The sequence below is a fragment of the Nonomuraea rhodomycinica genome (assembly GCF_013363995.1).
Classification (GTDB): Bacteria; Actinomycetota; Actinomycetes; order Streptosporangiales; family Streptosporangiaceae; genus Nonomuraea; species Nonomuraea rhodomycinica.
In genome coordinates, this window is record NZ_JABWGO010000013.1 from 128,258 (window position 1) to 142,627 (window position 14,370).

20 protein-coding genes are annotated in these 14,370 nt (G+C 72.6%); 10 read left to right on the forward strand and 10 right to left on the reverse strand.

Going from position 1 to position 14,370, the window contains the following annotated elements; translation table 11 throughout:
* Positions 1–13: 13 nt before the first annotated feature.
* The 3 genes from HT134_RS37710 to HT134_RS37720 all read left to right on the forward strand — a co-directional run bounded on the left by HT134_RS37710 (position 14) and on the right by HT134_RS37720 (position 1,433).
* Entirely contained in the window at positions 14–508 is a 495-nt protein-coding gene (locus tag HT134_RS37710) for a helix-turn-helix domain-containing protein (RefSeq protein WP_175605268.1), read from the forward strand.
* Positions 509–511: 3 nt separating this feature from the next.
* Entirely contained in the window at positions 512–931 is a 420-nt protein-coding gene (locus HT134_RS37715; RefSeq protein WP_175605269.1) for a hypothetical protein, read from the forward strand.
* Positions 932–1,070: 139 nt separating this feature from the next.
* Positions 1,071–1,433 (forward strand): DUF2516 family protein, encoded by a 363-nt coding sequence (locus HT134_RS37720; protein ID WP_175605270.1) that lies wholly within the window; start codon positions 1,071–1,073, stop codon positions 1,431–1,433.
* A 12-nt stretch (positions 1,434–1,445) separates the two neighbouring features.
* On the opposite strand, the gene HT134_RS37725 is transcribed toward HT134_RS37720, so the two are convergent.
* Positions 1,446–1,991, reverse strand: a complete 546-nt coding sequence (locus tag HT134_RS37725; RefSeq protein ID WP_246366303.1) for an SGNH/GDSL hydrolase family protein — start codon at positions 1,989–1,991, stop codon at positions 1,446–1,448.
* A gap of 350 nt (positions 1,992–2,341) precedes the next feature.
* Here HT134_RS37725 and HT134_RS37730 point away from each other — a divergent pair, with 350 nt between their 5' ends.
* On the forward strand, positions 2,342–3,103 hold the full coding sequence (locus HT134_RS37730) for an alanyl-tRNA editing protein (RefSeq protein WP_175605272.1): 762 nt from the start codon (positions 2,342–2,344) through the stop codon (positions 3,101–3,103).
* A gap of 9 nt (positions 3,104–3,112) precedes the next feature.
* Here the strand turns inward: HT134_RS37730 and HT134_RS37735 are convergent, their stop codons facing one another.
* A complete protein-coding gene (locus HT134_RS37735) occupies positions 3,113–4,045 on the reverse strand; it encodes a TetR/AcrR family transcriptional regulator (RefSeq protein WP_175605273.1) in 933 nt (310 codons plus the stop codon).
* A gap of 116 nt (positions 4,046–4,161) precedes the next feature.
* Here HT134_RS37735 and HT134_RS37740 point away from each other — a divergent pair, with 116 nt between their 5' ends.
* Positions 4,162–5,259, forward strand: coding sequence for an FAD-dependent monooxygenase (locus HT134_RS37740; protein WP_175605274.1), 1,098 nt, complete (start codon positions 4,162–4,164; stop codon positions 5,257–5,259).
* Between the two features lie 14 nt (positions 5,260–5,273).
* Here HT134_RS37740 and HT134_RS37745 read toward each other — a convergent pair whose 3' ends face one another.
* Entirely contained in the window at positions 5,274–5,741 is a 468-nt protein-coding gene (locus HT134_RS37745) for a DNA-binding protein (protein ID WP_175605275.1), read from the reverse strand.
* A 115-nt stretch (positions 5,742–5,856) separates the two neighbouring features.
* On the opposite strand from HT134_RS37745, the gene HT134_RS37750 reads away from it, so the two are divergent.
* Positions 5,857–7,503: a DUF2207 domain-containing protein gene (locus tag HT134_RS37750; protein ID WP_175605276.1), complete on the forward strand. Its 1,647-nt coding sequence runs from the start codon at positions 5,857–5,859 to the stop codon at positions 7,501–7,503.
* A gap of 179 nt (positions 7,504–7,682) precedes the next feature.
* Entirely contained in the window at positions 7,683–8,264 is a 582-nt protein-coding gene (locus HT134_RS46405; protein ID WP_175605277.1) for an ankyrin repeat domain-containing protein, read from the forward strand.
* A gap of 16 nt (positions 8,265–8,280) precedes the next feature.
* Here HT134_RS46405 and HT134_RS37760 read toward each other — a convergent pair whose 3' ends face one another.
* Positions 8,281–8,877 (reverse strand): TetR/AcrR family transcriptional regulator C-terminal domain-containing protein, encoded by a 597-nt coding sequence (locus HT134_RS37760; RefSeq protein WP_217708823.1) that lies wholly within the window; start codon positions 8,875–8,877, stop codon positions 8,281–8,283.
* Between the two features lie 59 nt (positions 8,878–8,936).
* Between HT134_RS37760 and HT134_RS37765 the strand changes: the two genes are divergently transcribed.
* Positions 8,937–9,350, forward strand: a complete 414-nt coding sequence (locus HT134_RS37765) for an ester cyclase (protein WP_175605279.1) — start codon at positions 8,937–8,939, stop codon at positions 9,348–9,350.
* 30 nt (positions 9,351–9,380) lie between these two features.
* On the opposite strand, the gene HT134_RS37770 is transcribed toward HT134_RS37765, so the two are convergent.
* Positions 9,381–10,358, reverse strand: coding sequence for an asparaginase (locus HT134_RS37770; RefSeq protein WP_312888730.1), 978 nt, complete (start codon positions 10,356–10,358; stop codon positions 9,381–9,383).
* Between HT134_RS37770 and dtd the strand changes: the two genes are divergently transcribed.
* Positions 10,357–10,782: a D-aminoacyl-tRNA deacylase gene (dtd, locus tag HT134_RS37775; RefSeq protein ID WP_175605281.1), complete on the forward strand. Its 426-nt coding sequence runs from the start codon at positions 10,357–10,359 to the stop codon at positions 10,780–10,782. The two genes, HT134_RS37770 and dtd, sit on opposite strands and share 2 nt — an antisense overlap.
* 197 nt (positions 10,783–10,979) lie before the next feature.
* Here dtd and ygfZ read toward each other — a convergent pair whose 3' ends face one another.
* The 4 genes from ygfZ to HT134_RS37795 all read right to left on the reverse strand — a co-directional run bounded on the left by ygfZ (position 10,980) and on the right by HT134_RS37795 (position 13,538).
* Complete coding sequence (gene ygfZ / locus HT134_RS37780; RefSeq protein ID WP_175605282.1) at positions 10,980–11,918, reverse strand: CAF17-like 4Fe-4S cluster assembly/insertion protein YgfZ; 939 nt, start codon at positions 11,916–11,918, stop codon at positions 10,980–10,982.
* Between the two features lie 35 nt (positions 11,919–11,953).
* A complete protein-coding gene (locus tag HT134_RS37785; protein ID WP_175605283.1) occupies positions 11,954–12,367 on the reverse strand; it encodes a Fur family transcriptional regulator in 414 nt (137 codons plus the stop codon).
* A gap of 386 nt (positions 12,368–12,753) precedes the next feature.
* The gene (locus HT134_RS37790) at positions 12,754–13,053 is read right to left on the reverse strand and encodes a DUF2470 domain-containing protein (protein WP_175605284.1); all 300 of its coding nucleotides are present in this window, start codon (positions 13,051–13,053) and stop codon (positions 12,754–12,756) included.
* Positions 13,050–13,538, reverse strand: coding sequence for a heme-binding beta-barrel domain-containing protein (locus tag HT134_RS37795; protein WP_175605285.1), 489 nt, complete (start codon positions 13,536–13,538; stop codon positions 13,050–13,052). Before HT134_RS37795 ends, HT134_RS37790 begins: the two co-directional genes overlap by 4 nt.
* Before the next feature lie 53 nt (positions 13,539–13,591).
* On the opposite strand from HT134_RS37795, the gene HT134_RS37800 reads away from it, so the two are divergent.
* On the forward strand, positions 13,592–13,954 hold the full coding sequence (locus tag HT134_RS37800; protein ID WP_175605286.1) for a DsrE family protein: 363 nt from the start codon (positions 13,592–13,594) through the stop codon (positions 13,952–13,954).
* Positions 13,955–13,997: 43 nt separating this feature from the next.
* Here the strand turns inward: HT134_RS37800 and HT134_RS37805 are convergent, their stop codons facing one another.
* A complete protein-coding gene (locus tag HT134_RS37805; RefSeq protein WP_175605287.1) occupies positions 13,998–14,291 on the reverse strand; it encodes a hypothetical protein in 294 nt (97 codons plus the stop codon).
* Positions 14,292–14,370: the final 79 nt, after the last annotated feature.

Sequence of the window (14,370 nt, forward strand, 5' to 3'; positions counted from 1 at the left end):
GCACAATGGAGGCATGGCACTACCGAAGGTCGGCTCGATCGGCGAGTACATCCGCGAGCAGAGGCAGCAGGCGAAGATCTCGCTGCGCCAGCTCGCGGCGGCGGCGGGGGTCTCCAACCCCTACCTGAGCCAGATCGAGCGCGGCCTGCGCAAGCCGAGCGCGGAGATCCTCAACCAGATCGCCAAGGGCCTGCACATCTCCGCCCAGGCGCTGTACGTGCAGGCCGGCCTCATCGAGGACCGTGAGACCCCGAGCGACGTCGTCACCGCCATCAGGGCCGACACGCATCTCACCGAGCGGCAACGCCAGGTGCTGATTGATATCTATGAGTCGTTCCGCAAGGAGAAGCACTCCGAGGACGAGCAGACCTCCCAGAAAGCTCATCCCCGGAGCGACTCCGTCGCGGACGACGAGCAGTCGCTGCCGGCGGAGCTTCGCGCCGCTCTTGAGCCCTATGCGGCGTCCACCGGCAACGACACCGTCAACCAGGAAACCAAGGAAGGTTAACCCATGACGCTCGCCACCGAGGTCAAGAAGCTCACCGATTCCAAGCCGTTCTACGCCGTGGCCGGCGTCGGCGACTACGCCGTCGAGAAGCTGCGCGAGCTCCCCGAGCAGCTCCAGAAGCTGCAGGCGCGCCGTGTCGACCTCGGCAAGGACCTGCCCGAGCTGGCCCGCGTCTACGCCGACAAGGCCGAGGGCTTCGCCAAGGAGCTGCCGGAGAAGGCCCGCGGCTACGCCGACCAGCTCACCCAGCGCGCCTCGGTGGTCTACGAGGACTTCGCCACCCGCGGCCGCAAGGCCGTCAGCAAGGTGAGCGGCGAGGCCGCGCTGGAGCTGGAGGAGGTGTCGGAGGCCGCCGAGCCGCCCGTCGCCACCCCGGTCACCCCGGCCAGGAAGACCCGCACGACCACCAAGGCCAAGGCCTGACCGTCAGATCGTGAGGCCCGTCCCCGTCGCCGGGGGCGGGCCTTTCGGTTCCCGGCCGTCGCCGCCGAGAGTGCCCGGCGGCCGGCACGGGCCATTAGGCTGAAGCCGATTCATCGCGAGCGTGAGGCGGAGCGCACACATGGACATCGTCAACGGCGGACTCAACTTCCTCTTCCTGCTGCTCTCCGCCGGCATCTTCGGCATGTCGGCCTACGGGCTGGTGCACGCGCTGCGGGTGCCGCCGGCCGCCTTCGTCGCGGCGGGCAAGCTGAAGAAGAACATCTGGCTGATCATCCTGGCCCTGGCGACGCTGTTCTCGCTGGCGGGGGCGTGGTCGTTCCTCAACATGTTCCTCCTCGTCGGCGGGTTGCAGTTCATCGGGCTGAGCGCGGTGAGCATCTTCTCGATCGCCGCGGTGATCGCCGCCGTGGTCTACATCGTCGACGTGAAGCCGGCCGTCAAGGGCATGGGCCGCGGCGGCGGCCCCTACGGCGGCTGGTAGACCCTCCGCCCGCTAGCTGCGCAGGGACCGGGCCAGCCAGCGGGCCAGCAGCAGGTGCCCGGCGGGCGTCGGGTGGACGCCGTCGGGCAGCACCACGGCCGACGGGTCGCCGCCGGCCCAGTGGTGCCGCAGCGGGTCGAGGAACTCCACGCCCTCCCGCCGGGCGACCTCGGCCAGGGTGTCGCGGATGCGCAGGGCCTTGGCCGGGACCGCCTCCAGCCAGATGGGGCCGACGAGGACGATCCTCGTGGCCGGCCAGCCCGCCCGCGCGTCGCGCACCAGCCGGGCGGCCGCCCGCCCGACCTGCCCGGTGCTCCAGCGCTGGTCGTTGTGGCCGCCGGAGACGACGAGCACGTCCGGGGCCGGGCGCCAGGCCAGTTCCTCCTCGTACGACTGCTGGAACGTGCGGCCGGCGCGCCCGCGGTTGAGGTAGCCGGTGCCGCCCGCTCCGGCGATGACCGGCTGCCAGCCGAGCAGGCGGGCGGCCTGGCAGGCGTAGGCCCGCCAGGCGGGCACGGGGCCCGAGCCGACGGTGAAGCTGTCGCCCAGGACCATCATCACCGGCGCCGCCCCGGGCTCGCGGCGGCTGGGAGGCGCGGGCGGGGAGCGGCGCGTGGACGAGGCGCTGGAGCGCTCGGAGGCGACCCCCTGAGACGGGCCGGCCCCTCGGGACGCGGCCTCCTGGGACGTGTCCTCCGGGGACGTGGCCTCCTGGGACGTGGGCTCCTGGGACGCGGCGGCGTGGGAGGCGGCCGCGGGGTGGCCGGGCGCTTCCGAGGGGGGCGGTGCGGCGCTGGCCGTACATGCTGATATGACGGGACATATCGCCAGGATCAGCGCGGCCGATGCGGTCAACGGGGAACGCACCAGGTCGCGCATCGCCACCTCAGGAGCTCTAGGCTGCCGCCATGACCATCGACCTCCATGGACGCACGCGAAGGCTCGAACTGGCCGACCAGAACCTTCGCGACTTCGAGGCCGTCGTCCTCGACGCCACGCCCGACGGAATCGTCTTGGACCGGTCCGCATTCTATCCGGGCGGCGGCGGCCAGCCGGCCGATCACGGAGTTCTGCTCTGGCAGGGCGTGGAGACGCGGATCGAAGGCGTGCGCAAGGGCGACGACCTCCAGCTCATCCCGGCCGAGGGCGACCCCGTCCCGCCCGTGGGCACGACGGTGCGGGCGGCCGTGGCCGACGAGCGCCGCTCCGCCCTCATGCGCACCCACTCGGGGCTGCACGTGCTGTGCGGGGTGGTCTTCCGCGACTACGGCTCGCTGGTGACGGGCGGCAACATGGACGCCCTGATCGTGCCCGAGCGCGGCACGGTCGGCACGGCCCGCATGGACTTCAACCTGCCGGAGGTGCCGCCGGGCTTCCGCGACGCCGTGGAGGCCGCCTGCAACGCCGAGATCCAGGCCGACCGGCGCATCGACGTGCGGGTGCTGCCCCGGCCGGAGGCGTTCGCCATCCCCGACATCATCCGCACCGCGTCCAACCTGGTGCCGGAGTCGGTGACGGACGTGCGGATCGTCGACATCGTCGGGCTCGACACGCAGGCCGACGGCGGCACCCACGTGGCCTCGACCCGGCAGATCGGCCGGCTGCGGGTCGCCAAGATCGAGAGCAAGGGGCGCGGCTTCCGCCGGGTGCGGGTGGAGATCTGCGACTGAGCGCCCCGCTCACCCGCGCTCGATGATCAGCGCCAGCCCGTCGAGCAGCGGGCGCAGGCCGAACTCGAAGAGCCGGTCGAGGTCGAGCTCGAAGTCGCCGCCGAGGTCCTCGACCACCTTGACGAACGTGGGATAGCCGCCCTGGGCGAGCAGCGCGGGGTACGGGGCGTTCCGGTCCATCCACTCCTCGTCGGTCAGGCCGGTGGCGGCCTGGGCCTGCTGCTCCAGCTCCAGGTTGGCCGCGATGCCCTGGACGTAGCTGTAGAGCAGGATGTGGATCCGCATCATCGCGTCGGGGGCGAGGCCGTGGCCGTCGACCGCCGCGAGCGCCCATTCGGTGTGCCGGAGCAGGCCGGGCGAGGGCCGTGGCCGGGTGAGCGAGGTGACCCAGGCCAGCCACGGATGCCTGCGGTAGGCGGCCCACTGCAGGCGCGCGGAGAGCTCCAGCCGCGCCCGCCAGCCGGGCGGCGGCTCCTCCGGGAGCGGGAACTCCCCGAGCACCGCGTCGATCATCAGCCCGACGAGGTCGTCCTTGTCGCGCACGTGCCGGTAGAGCGACATCGTGGACGCGCCGAGCCGTCCGGCGACGCCCCGCATGGACACCGCGGCCAGCCCTTCGGCGTCGGCCATCTCGACGGCCACGGCGACGACGCGCTCCCGCGTCAGCTCGTGCTCCCCTCCCCCGAGCCGCCGGGCGCCCGCCTGGGCGCGCGGGCCGGCTCCTGGACGCCATGAGGTCACCAGCGTGCCGACGCGCGGCTCGGCCCTGACCACGCCCTCCTGGGCCAGCACGGTGAGGGCCTTGGCGGCGGTGGCGAGCGCGACGCCCCAGTCCTGGGCGAGCCGCCGGGTCGAGGGCACCCGGTCGCCCTCCTTCAGCTCCCCGCGGGCCACCCGGGCCTTGACGTCCTCGACGATCCGCAGGTACGGCGGAGCCGGCATCGAACCTCCTGGTCATTGCTGTTCTAGTACAGACTAGTACATCTACCTGGTTGTACGCACCCAAAATACGCTGTACATTCAGCCGCGTACACCGTCCAAACAGATGGAGGTCCTCCATGAGCAGTGTTCTCGTCTCCGGCGCCGGCATCGGCGGGCCCGTCCTCGCGTACTGGCTGGCCCGTCACGGCTTCGAGGTGACGATCGTGGAGCGCGCCCCCGCCCCGCGCCGCGGTGGCCAGGCCGTCGACCTGCGCGGAGCCGCCGTCACCGTGGCCGAGCGGATGGGCGTCCTGGAGCAGGTCCTCGCCAGGCGGACCCGCATGCTGGGCATGTCGATGGTCGACCGCGACGGCAACGAGACCATGCGCACCACCGAGCGCACGATCAGCGCCGGCCGGCTGGACGGCGACGACGTCGAGATCATGCGGGAGGACCTCGTCGCCATCGTCACCGCCACGGCCGGCGACGCGGAGACGCTCTACGGCGACTCCATCGCCGCGCTGGAGCAGGACGCGGACGGCGTGGACGTGACGTTCGAGCGGGGCGGGCGGCGGCGTTTCGACTACGTGGTCGGCGCCGACGGCCTGCACTCCAACGTCCGCGCGCTGGCGTTCGGCGAGGAGTCGCGCTTCGTCCGCCACCTCGGCATGTACGTCTCCATCTACAGCGCCCCCAACTTCCTCGACCTCGACCGCTGGCAGGTCTGGCACCGCGAGGGCGACGCCGGCTACGGCGTCTACAGCGCGCCGGGCAACGCCACGATCCGGGTGAACGCGGGGTTCGGCGCCGGCCCGATCTCCTACGACCACCGCGACGTCGAGGCGCAGAAGCGACTGGTCGAGGAGCACTGCTCGGCGCTGGGCTGGGAGACCCCGCGGCTGATGAAGGCGATGTGGGAGGCCGACGACTTCTACTTCGACGCCATGGCGCAGATCCACATGGACCGCTGGTCCGCGGGCCGGGTCACGCTGCTGGGCGACGCGGGCTACTGCGCCTCGCCGCTGTCGGGCCAGGGCACCAGCCTCGCCATGGTGGGGGCGTACGTGCTGGCGGACGAGCTGGGCGCGGACCGGCGGGGTGCCTTCGACCGGTACGAGGAGCGGATGCGGCCGTTCGTCCGGCTCAACCAGGAGCTCGCCACGGAGAACCCCGGCGGGCCCGCCTCCGACGAGAGCGTGCGGCGGGCGGCCACGGCCGTCTCCCTCGACCGCTAGCCTCCCGCCGCCCGCTACCCTTCCGCCACCCGCCGGCCTTCAGCGTCCGGCTGGTCCTCCGCGTCGGGTGCGACGCGGCCGACCAGTCGTTCGTACCGCTGCCTGGCGGCCTGCGGGGTGCCGAGCCCGAGCCCGAAGGCGATCTCCTGCCAGGTCATGCCGCGACCGCGCGCCATCTGCAGGAGCCCGGCCTCCAGCTCGTCCATCTCCCCGCGCGCCTGGGGGACGAGGCTCAGCGCCGCGGTGATGTCGGCGTGGTCCACCTCCGGCTCGCCGTCGTCCAGCAGCGCGGCCCCGCTGAGCAGGAACGACACCAGCCGCACGGCCTCGTGCGGCCCGATGGCCGACGGGTGCGTCTGCCGGAGCCGTTGCTCCTGGGTGGCCGCGTGCCGCTCGGCGATGCGGAACAGCGACGCGTGCACGCGATGCGCCCGCGCCTGCTCCGGCCGCGGCGGCGTGAAGGGATCGTCCGTCGATGACATGACACGAGGATGCAGCGCTGAACGAGGTGGTGTCAACACGATGTTTTGAACGAACTGTTCAACAGCCGGGCCGGAGACGAAGCCGGCGGACCGCTTGCCGCTACGATGTCCGGCCATGACGGGATTCAGGCGTGCGCTGGCCGCCACGAGCGCCGCCGTTCTGGGGCCGGCCGCCCTGGCGGCCACGATCCTCGCGACCACCCCGGCCCCGGCGCAGGCCGCCCGCGCGGGGATGACCGACGAGATCACGATGACCCTCCACAAGGACGGCACGCTGCACGTCACCGAGAAGATCTCGGGTGCGACGGGCGCGCTGCGCCGGACGTTCCTCACCCGGACCCGCCACGACGACGCCGACGACCGGCTCTACCGGATCGCGAACGCCAAGGGCGGCAAGCTGACCGGCGACGAGCTGGCCGTCACGGCGCCCGCCACGGTCGAGTACGACGTCAAGGGCACCGTGACGCCCGCCGGCAACGTGCAGGAGATGCGGTGGTTCGCGGTGAACGGGTGGAGCGTCCCCGTCGCCAGGGCCACGGTCAAGGTCGCCGGGCCGGGCCTGGTGCAGAGTCTGTCGTGCTTCGCCGGGGAGCTCACCTCGGCCGTCGGCTGCACCTCCGCCGCCATGGACCACACCGGCACCTCGGCCGAGTTCGAACAGGAGAACCTCGCCCCCGGGCAGGCGCTCACCGTCGTCGTGGCCTACCCCAAGGGGGCCAGCGCCGGTGCGCCCATCCTGGACCGGCGCTTCTCGCTGACCGCCGCTTTCGCGCTGAACACCGTCACCGGCGGCGCGCTCGCCGCCCTGCTCGTGCTGCTGCTCGGCGGCGTGGGGCTGCTGTACTGGACGCGCGGGCGCGACGCCAGGGTGGTCGCCCACGAGAAGGACCACGACACGGGCACGCCCGTGCAGAACGGGCACTTCTCCCCGCCCGACGGGGTCCGGCCCGGCCAGATCGGCACGCTCGTGGACGAGCAGGCCGACGTGGTCGACGTGACGGCGACGATCGTGGACCTGGCCGTGCGCGGGTTCCTGCGCATCGACGAGCAGCCCCGCCAGGCGTACGACGCGCCCGACTGGATGCTGGTCAGGCTGCCCGCCGGGCATCCCGCCGCCCTCCTGCCGTACGAGCGGGCGCTCTACGACGCGATCTTCGACGGGCGCGAGGCGGTGCTGCTGTCACAGCTGTCCGGCTCGTTCGCCAGCCACCTGGGCAAGGTGCGCGACGCCCTGTACGCCGACGTGGTCAGGCAGGGCTGGTTCGCCCGCCGCCCCGACACCGAGCGCACCCGGTGGACGATGGCCGGGGTGGCGCTCATCGGCGTGGGCGTGCTGGCCACCGTGGCGCTGGCCTGGTTCACCTCGTACGGGCTGCTCGGGCTGGCCCTGATCATCGCGGGCGGCGCGCTGGCGGTGGGCGGGCAGTACATGCCGGCCAAGACGGCCCGCGGGTCGGCGGCGCTGGCGCACACGCTGGCGTTCCGGGACTACCTGTTCTCCGGCGACCTGGGCGAGGTGCCGGAGCAGCACCGGGTGGAGCTGTTCTCCCGCTACCTCCCGTACGCGGTGATCTTCGACGGGGTGGAGCACTGGTCGCGCATCGTCGCCTCGGTCACCGGCAACGGGCACCAGGCCGACAACCTGTACTGGTACCACGGGCCGGCGGAGTGGGACCTGTCGAAGTTCGCCGGCTCGATGCGCACGTTCACCACCACCACGTCGGGCGCCATCTCGGCCACCCGCCAGTTCCGCACCCTCTGACCCCGTCCCCCGCGGGCCGCTTCCGGCCGCCCCGGCCGCATGACGTCCGCCGGGGTGTGGGACCTTCTATTCGTGACGAGCCGCAGGTCGGCGCGGGTGCGGACGGCGTACCGGAGGGGTGGGCGACGCGCCGGACGGCCCCGCCGCGAGCGGCGGGCGCCGGCGTGAAAGGATCAGGCGTGCGCGACGAGGAACTGCTGACGGCCGTGGCCAGCGGCGACGCCGTCGCCGTGCGTGAGGCCGTGACCGAGGGGGCCTGGCTCGAGGCCCGCGACGCCCGCGGCCGCACCCCGCTGCTCCTGGCCGCCGCCGCCGACCACGTGGACGTGGCGCAACTCCTCGTGTCGGCCGGCGCCGACCCCGACGCGCCCGACCACCAGGGCGACACCCCGTGGCTGGTGACCGGGGTGACGGGCAGCGTCGCCATGCTGCGCGTGCTGCTGCCCGCGGGGCCCGACCTCGACCACGTCAACCGCGACGGCGCCACGGTGCTGATCCTGGCCGGCGAGCGCGGCCACGCCGACTACGTGCGCGCGGCCCTGGAGGCGGGCGCCGCCGTGGACCACACCGACGACCAGGGCCTGACGGCGCTGCTGAAGGCGGTCGTCGCGGGTGACGGCTCGGAGCGCTACCAGGAGGTCGTCCGGCTGCTGCTGGCGGCGGGCGCCGACCCGCGGCACCCGGACCGCGACGGGATGACGGCGTTCGAGCACGCGGTCGCCAAGCGACACCTGGAGATCGCGGCCCTCCTGCGCCCCTGACGCCTCTCGGAAGGGCTCATCTCGGGGCAAGGCCGCCCAGGAGGGCGTCGAGGGCGTAGGCGAAGCGGTCCTCGTGGTCACGAGCGGTGCCGAGGCCGGCCGCCAGCGCGGCGCCGAAGACGGGATGACGGTCCGGGTCGAGCGCCGGCCGGGGGTCGGGCCCGTCGTGCCCCGGCGTGCCGCCGGCCTCCGCGAGCACCTGCCCGATGACGAACGTGGCCAGCGTGGTGATCACGTGGAGCGCGTCCGTGGCGGTGAACCCCTCGGCGACCAGCGCCTGGGCGGCCCGCTCCGCGGTGTCCAGGCCGCCGGGCGTCGCGACCGGACGGGTGGCGAGCAGCGGCAGCAGCCCGGGGTGGGCGAGCAGCGCCGCCCGGAACGACACCGCGAACGCGCGCGCCCACTCCCGCCACGGCCCCTCCGGCCGCACGGCGACCCCGGCCAGGGTGCGCTCCACGAGCCCGTCGAGGACGGCGTCCTTGTTCGGCAGGTAGTAGTACAGCGTCATCGCCTCGACGCCCAGCTCCTTGCCCAGCCGGCGCATGGACAGCGCCGCGACGCCGTCCCGGTCCACCAGTTCCAGCGCGGCGTCCAGAATCCGCTCCCTTGACAAGCCCGCTCGTTTCATACACCGTAAGATATGTTCTTACAGCGTAAGAGAGCGAGTGCGCCATGAAGACCCTGATCCGCGACTTCTTCACCGCCGTCAACGAGCGCCGCCTGGGCGACCTGCCCGCCTTCATGGCCGCCGACGTCGTCGACCACAACAAGCTCATCCACGGTGAGCCCGACGAGCCCGGCGCCGCGTTCGAGAGCATCAGGATGCAGCTCGACGCGTTCGACCCGTTCCACCTGTCGGTCGAGGACCTGGTCGAGGAGGGCGACCGCGTCGTGGCGCGGCTGCTCATGACCGGGACGCACTCCGGCCACCACCCGCGCATGCCGCGGCCCACCGGGAAGAGCTTCACCAACGAGGCGATCTTCATCTTCACGGTGGGCGACGGGAGGATCAGCGAGATCCGGGCGGTCAGCGACCGCCTGGGCCTGTTCCACCAGCTCGGCTGGGACTGGCCGCGGGCCGCCTGAGCGACGGGGCGGGGCCGTGCCCCGCGAAGGTCAGGCCGGGGCGGCGGCCAGGCGCAGCTCGCCGACGACCCGGCCGCCGCCGAGGACGGGCGTCGTGGCCGGCAGCTCGCCCGTGTCCAGGCCCAGCGAGCGCAGCGCCGCGACCGTCACCGGTGTCCGCGCCCGCGACGCCCCGTCCTCGACCTTGACGGCACCCGCCCGGCCGTCCTCGAAGGCGAACACCTCGAAGCCCTCGGCCCCCGCCTTCAGCATCAGCCCCGGCACGGCCCGCATGAGCGACGCCTCCACCCGGCTGCCGCCCGACGTCCACTCGGGATACGCCGTCACGGCCTCGAAGATCCGCCGCTCGGGCGAGCCCGCCTCCCCCAGCGGGAACGCCCGGAACGCCCGCGCCATCCCCAGCATCGACACGAAGTACAGGGGCGCCCCGCAGCCGTCCACGCCCGCGGCCGCCATCCGCTCCCCCGTGAGCTCCTCCGCCGTGGCCCGGATCGCCCGCTGGAGCGGATGCGTGACCTCCAGGTAGGTGTCGAGCGGCCACCCGTTGGCCACGCAGGTGGCGAGCATGGCGGCGTGCTTGCCGGAGCAGTTCATGTACACGCGGGCCCGCTCGGCCACCGAGCGGTCCTCGGGGTAGTCCTCCGGGCACCGCAGCGCCGACTCGTCCAGACCGGCCCCGGCGAGGATCTTCCGCACCCCCTCGACGTGGATCGCCTCGCCGGCGTGCGAGGCGCAGGCCAGCGCCAGCAGCTCCCCCTCCAGCCGCAGCCCGGCGCGCAGCATGCCCAGCGCCTGCAGGGGCTTCATCGACGAACGCGGCGACGCCGGCACGTGCACCGCCCCGTGCGCCTCCAAGGGACGGCCGTCCGCGCCCACCGTCAACATCCGGACGTGGTGCCTCGACTCCACGAACCCAGAACGGACAACCTCCACCACCAGCGACATTTCACGCCCCTTTCCGGCCATGAGTCTACGAAGGCCCCGGACTGCGCCAGAATGGGATCCCATGCGAGCAGTGGTGCAGCGAGTGACGTCCGCGTCCGTGGCGGTGGACGGTCAGACGATCGGGGCCATCGACGAGCCCGGGCTCCTCGTGCTGGTCGGGGTCACGCACACCGACACGGCCGCCGAGGCCCGCAAGCTCGCCGCCAAGCTGTGGGGGCTGCGCGTCCTGCACGGCGAGAAGTCCTGCTCCGACGTGTCGGCGCCGCTGCTGGTCATCAGCCAGTTCACGCTGTACGGCGACGCGCGCAAGGGCCGCCGCCCCACCTGGCAGGCCGCCGCCCCGGGGCCGGTGGCCGAGCCGCTGGTGGAGGCGGTGGTCGAGGAACTGCGGGCGCTGGGGGCGCACGTGGAGACGGGCAGCTTCGGCGCCGACATGAAGGTCTCCCTGGTCAACGACGGGCCGATCACGCTCATCGTGGACATCTGAGCGCGGACTCCGCGAACGGCCGTGGCTGCGGGTCCACGAACGGCCGTGGTCGCCGGCCTCACCCCGGCGACGGCCCAGAACGCGCACGTGACGGCGGCCCGCCGTCACCCGGTCAGAGGCCGTTCCCCTGGAGGCTCTCAGCCCCGTGCGGCGGGTGGCGGCCGGGTCGGCTGTGCCGTGACGACCGAAAAAGATCGCTAGCGGATGCGACGCCGCAGCGCGGGATCGATCGCGACGTTGCGCCCCGCGTCCGGGGGGACGATCACCTCCTGGGCGGCCGCCACACCCCCCGCCAGCAGCGGCGCGTCCACCGGCACCGTGCGCTTGACCACCGCCAGCGCGATCGGCCCCAGCTCGTGGTGGCGCGCGGACGAGCCGACCGTGCCCACCTCCTGGCTCTCGAAGATCACCGGCGCCCCGTGCGGCGGCAGCGTGTCGACGCTGCCGTCGAGGTGCAGGAACACCAGCCGCCGCGGCGGATGCCCCAGGTTGTGGACCCGGGCGACCGTCTCCTGGCCGCGGTAGCAGCCCTTGCTCAGGTGGACGGCGGTGCCGATCAGGCCGATCTCGTGCGGGATCGTCTTGTGGTCGGTGTCGAGGCCCATCCGCGGCTCGTGCCGCTCGATCCGCAGCGCCTCGTACGCCCACAGCCCCGCCAGCGGCCTGCCCAGGTGCTCCGGCAGTTCCGAACGCGGCACCAGGAAGTCCTCGGTGGCCGTGGACAGCACGGCCAGGTCGTCGGCCCGCGTCACCTCCACCCGCAGCATGAACCGCATGCGGTCGAGGTAGGCCACCAGGCTGTCGGCGGTGCCCGGCTCGACGTGCGCGAGCACGCTCTCGCCGTCGTCGACCAGCGTCAGGTGGTGCAGGATGCGGCCCTGGAGGTCGAGGTCGAGCGTCCGCGTCCACTGGCCGGGAGTGAGCGTGTCGAGCTTCTGCGAGGTGAGGTCGTTGAGCCACTTCAGCCGGTCGGCGCCGGAGATCCGGATCACCTCGCGGTTGCTGCGGTCGACCACCGCCTCGCCCCGCACCAGCGCGCGCTGTTCGGCGAACAGGTCACCGTAGTGGGCGGCGACGTCGGCGTCCGGAGCCTCGGCGGCCACGGCGCCGGGCAGGTCCAGCAGAGGACTACGCATGCCGTCCAGATTATCGGCCGCGCGGACCTTCGACCTCAGCGGCAGTCACGGCAGCGGCCGAACACCGTGAGGTGGTGGACGTCGGTCGCGAACCCCAGCTCCTCGTCCAGCCCCCGCACCAGCCCCTCCGCCAGCTCGGGCCGCACCTCGATCACCTCGCCGCATCCCCGGCACACCAGGTGGACGTGGTCGGCCTCGGCCGCCAGGTGATAGGTCGGCGCGCCGTGCCCCAGATGGGTGTGCGTCACCATGCCCAGCTCCTCCAGGAGCTCGAGGGTGCGGTAGACGGTCGAGATGTTGACGCCGCGCGCCGTCTCCCGGACCTTGGCGCAGATCTCCTCAGGGGTGGCGTGCTCCAGCGCCTTGACCGCCTCCAGCACCAGCTGCCGCTGGGGAGTCACCCGGTAGCCCTTGGCGCGGAGCTCCTCGTGCCACTGCGTCTCGGTCATGCTCCGAGTCTACGGCCGGCGCTTTAATCGCTTGCCCTTCTCGCGGGCCACCGCATAACTTCGTGAGTACGCGGAAAGGAGGTGGTCCAAACAATGGTGATTCATAGTTGGGCTAGCGAGGTGGTTGTCCGCTGACGATGCGGACGCCCCGTCTCGCGCCGTTCGGCGAATACGAGGCAACCACCGGGGCCCCCGGCGGCTGGAGGGCGGGAATCCCATCCCGACCATGGTCCATCCAGCCCGCTCACCATCGAGCGGAGCGCGCCTGGGGCCCTTTTTCATGCCCGCGTCTTTTCATGCCCGCGTCCCGGCCCCGGCTTCGCACACCGGCGGCTCGACGCCCCGCTTCCCAGCGTCGCCGGTGCTCGGTCGTCAGTGCGCGGTCGTCAGTGCTCGCCGCGTGGTTCGACGCCCAGCTCGGCGCACGCCCGCCGGTAGAGCCGCACGACCGCCGTGCGCACCTGCGCCCGCTCGGTGAGCGTCTCGCCCCACGGCACCCGCACCCGCTCACCGCCGTCGACCGTGAACTCGATGGCCTCGCCGTCGACACCGCTCGTCAGCGCGCTGGTCGCCTCCGGACGGCCGCCCAGGCCGCGCACGATGAGCAGCGCGTCGTCGCCGTGGTCGTCGTTCATGTGGCGCTTGATCGCCTCGACCGCCTCGGCGGTGAACGGGCTCGCGCTCATGCCACCTTCTTCAGCTCCGCCGACATGTGCGAGGTCAGCGGATGCCCCATCGCGGCCATGTCGTAGGCCCACATCAGGTTGCCCTTGACCAGCCCGTACAGGCGCCGCCCGGCGGTGTACTCCTTGGCCGTCACCGTGCGGGCCACCACGTCGGTCTGCAGCTCGATCTTGTGGAAGACGACCTCGCCGACGTAGATCTCCACGACGCCGGTGGGGTGGGCGAGCACCACTTCGAGCTGCCGGTTCGGCTGCGGGCGCCAGTAGCCGGACTCGGTGGCGAGCGGCTTGACACGGTTGCCGTCCTGGTCGAGCAGCCAGGTGCGGCTCACGTACGACAGGAACGGCTTGCCGTTGTGGCCGAACTCGATCTCCTGGCCGAAGTTGAAGCTCTCGATCGTCGGGTAACCCCCCACACCGGCGCCCTCCCACCTGCCCAGCAGGAAGGCGATCGGCTCCAGATCGGGATGCACCTCAGGTTCTTCCATGTCCCCCAACCCTAGTGGCCGCGCGGACGATCGAGGGCGTTAGTGTGACGGGCATGGCACGATCACTGGTGATCAAGGTGACCGCCGGGGCCGACGCCCCGGAGCGCTGCAACCAGGCGTTCACGGTCGCGGCCGCCGCGCTGGCGAGCGGCGTCCCGGTCTCCCTCTGGCTGACCGGCGAGTCCTCCTGGTTCGCCCTCCCGGGACGGGCCAAGGAGTTCGCCCTGCCCCATGCCGCTCCGCTGACGGACCTGCTGGACGCGGTGCTCGCGGGCGGGCGCGTCACGGTCTGCACGCAGTGCGCGGCCCGGCGCGACATCACGGTCGACGACGTCATCGAGGGCGTGCGCATCGCGGGCGCGCCGACGTTCGTCGAGGAGGCGGTCGCCGAGGGCGCCCAGGCGCTGGTGTACTAGCCGAGCCGGCACGATCGGCCGCTCCGGCCGGCGGCCGGCGCGGTCAGCGGCCGGGATCGGCCTGCCCGTAGGTGAAGGAGGCCTGGCTCAGGCGCCCCTCCTCCCGCTGGGCCGCCTGGACCAGCAGCCGCAGGCCGAGACCGACGGCCTCCAGCCGCGGCCCGTTCGCCTGCCAGTACCCGCGTCCGTAGTCGTCGTCGCCGAGCGCCGTACGGGCGGCCTCCTTGGTCACCTCGTACCGCCCCGCGACGTCCTGGAACTGGTCCGCCAGATCGCCCATCGCCCCGGCCAGCCCGTTGATCTGGCTGACGCTGTAGGTGACCCCTTGCATCTCCATCCGCGGTTCCCTTCCCTGACAGCCTGAATTGATCGATAGTATGCGGGCGTCCTGACTGCTTTGTGGGATTGATGTAACG

What these genes read in the sequence shown, in the direction of transcription:
- ygfZ (WP_175605282.1), bottom strand. Translation starts at nt 11,918, where the DNA reads ATGCGTAGTCCTCTGCTGGACCTGCCCGGCGCCGTGGCCGCCGAGGCT.
- HT134_RS37800 (WP_175605286.1), top strand. Translation starts at nt 13,592, where the DNA reads ATGGCACGATCACTGGTGATCAAGGTGACCGCCGGGGCCGACGCCCCG.
- HT134_RS37790 (WP_175605284.1), bottom strand. Translation starts at nt 13,053, where the DNA reads ATGAGCGCGAGCCCGTTCACCGCCGAGGCGGTCGAGGCGATCAAGCGC.
- HT134_RS37770 (WP_312888730.1), bottom strand. Translation starts at nt 10,358, where the DNA reads ATGGGATCCCATTCTGGCGCAGTCCGGGGCCTTCGTAGACTCATGGCC.
- HT134_RS37710 (WP_175605268.1), top strand. Translation starts at nt 14, where the DNA reads ATGGCACTACCGAAGGTCGGCTCGATCGGCGAGTACATCCGCGAGCAG.
- HT134_RS37785 (WP_175605283.1), bottom strand. Translation starts at nt 12,367, where the DNA reads ATGACCGAGACGCAGTGGCACGAGGAGCTCCGCGCCAAGGGCTACCGG.
- HT134_RS37740 (WP_175605274.1), top strand. Translation starts at nt 4,162, where the DNA reads ATGAGCAGTGTTCTCGTCTCCGGCGCCGGCATCGGCGGGCCCGTCCTC.
- HT134_RS37805 (WP_175605287.1), bottom strand. Translation starts at nt 14,291, where the DNA reads ATGGAGATGCAAGGGGTCACCTACAGCGTCAGCCAGATCAACGGGCTG.
- HT134_RS37745 (WP_175605275.1), bottom strand. Translation starts at nt 5,741, where the DNA reads ATGTCATCGACGGACGATCCCTTCACGCCGCCGCGGCCGGAGCAGGCG.
- HT134_RS37715 (WP_175605269.1), top strand. Translation starts at nt 512, where the DNA reads ATGACGCTCGCCACCGAGGTCAAGAAGCTCACCGATTCCAAGCCGTTC.
- HT134_RS37750 (WP_175605276.1), top strand. Translation starts at nt 5,857, where the DNA reads ATGACGGGATTCAGGCGTGCGCTGGCCGCCACGAGCGCCGCCGTTCTG.
- dtd (WP_175605281.1), top strand. Translation starts at nt 10,357, where the DNA reads ATGCGAGCAGTGGTGCAGCGAGTGACGTCCGCGTCCGTGGCGGTGGAC.
- HT134_RS37730 (WP_175605272.1), top strand. Translation starts at nt 2,342, where the DNA reads ATGACCATCGACCTCCATGGACGCACGCGAAGGCTCGAACTGGCCGAC.
- HT134_RS37725 (WP_246366303.1), bottom strand. Translation starts at nt 1,991, where the DNA reads ATGATGGTCCTGGGCGACAGCTTCACCGTCGGCTCGGGCCCCGTGCCC.
- HT134_RS37735 (WP_175605273.1), bottom strand. Translation starts at nt 4,045, where the DNA reads ATGCCGGCTCCGCCGTACCTGCGGATCGTCGAGGACGTCAAGGCCCGG.
- HT134_RS37795 (WP_175605285.1), bottom strand. Translation starts at nt 13,538, where the DNA reads ATGGAAGAACCTGAGGTGCATCCCGATCTGGAGCCGATCGCCTTCCTG.
- HT134_RS37765 (WP_175605279.1), top strand. Translation starts at nt 8,937, where the DNA reads ATGAAGACCCTGATCCGCGACTTCTTCACCGCCGTCAACGAGCGCCGC.
- HT134_RS37720 (WP_175605270.1), top strand. Translation starts at nt 1,071, where the DNA reads ATGGACATCGTCAACGGCGGACTCAACTTCCTCTTCCTGCTGCTCTCC.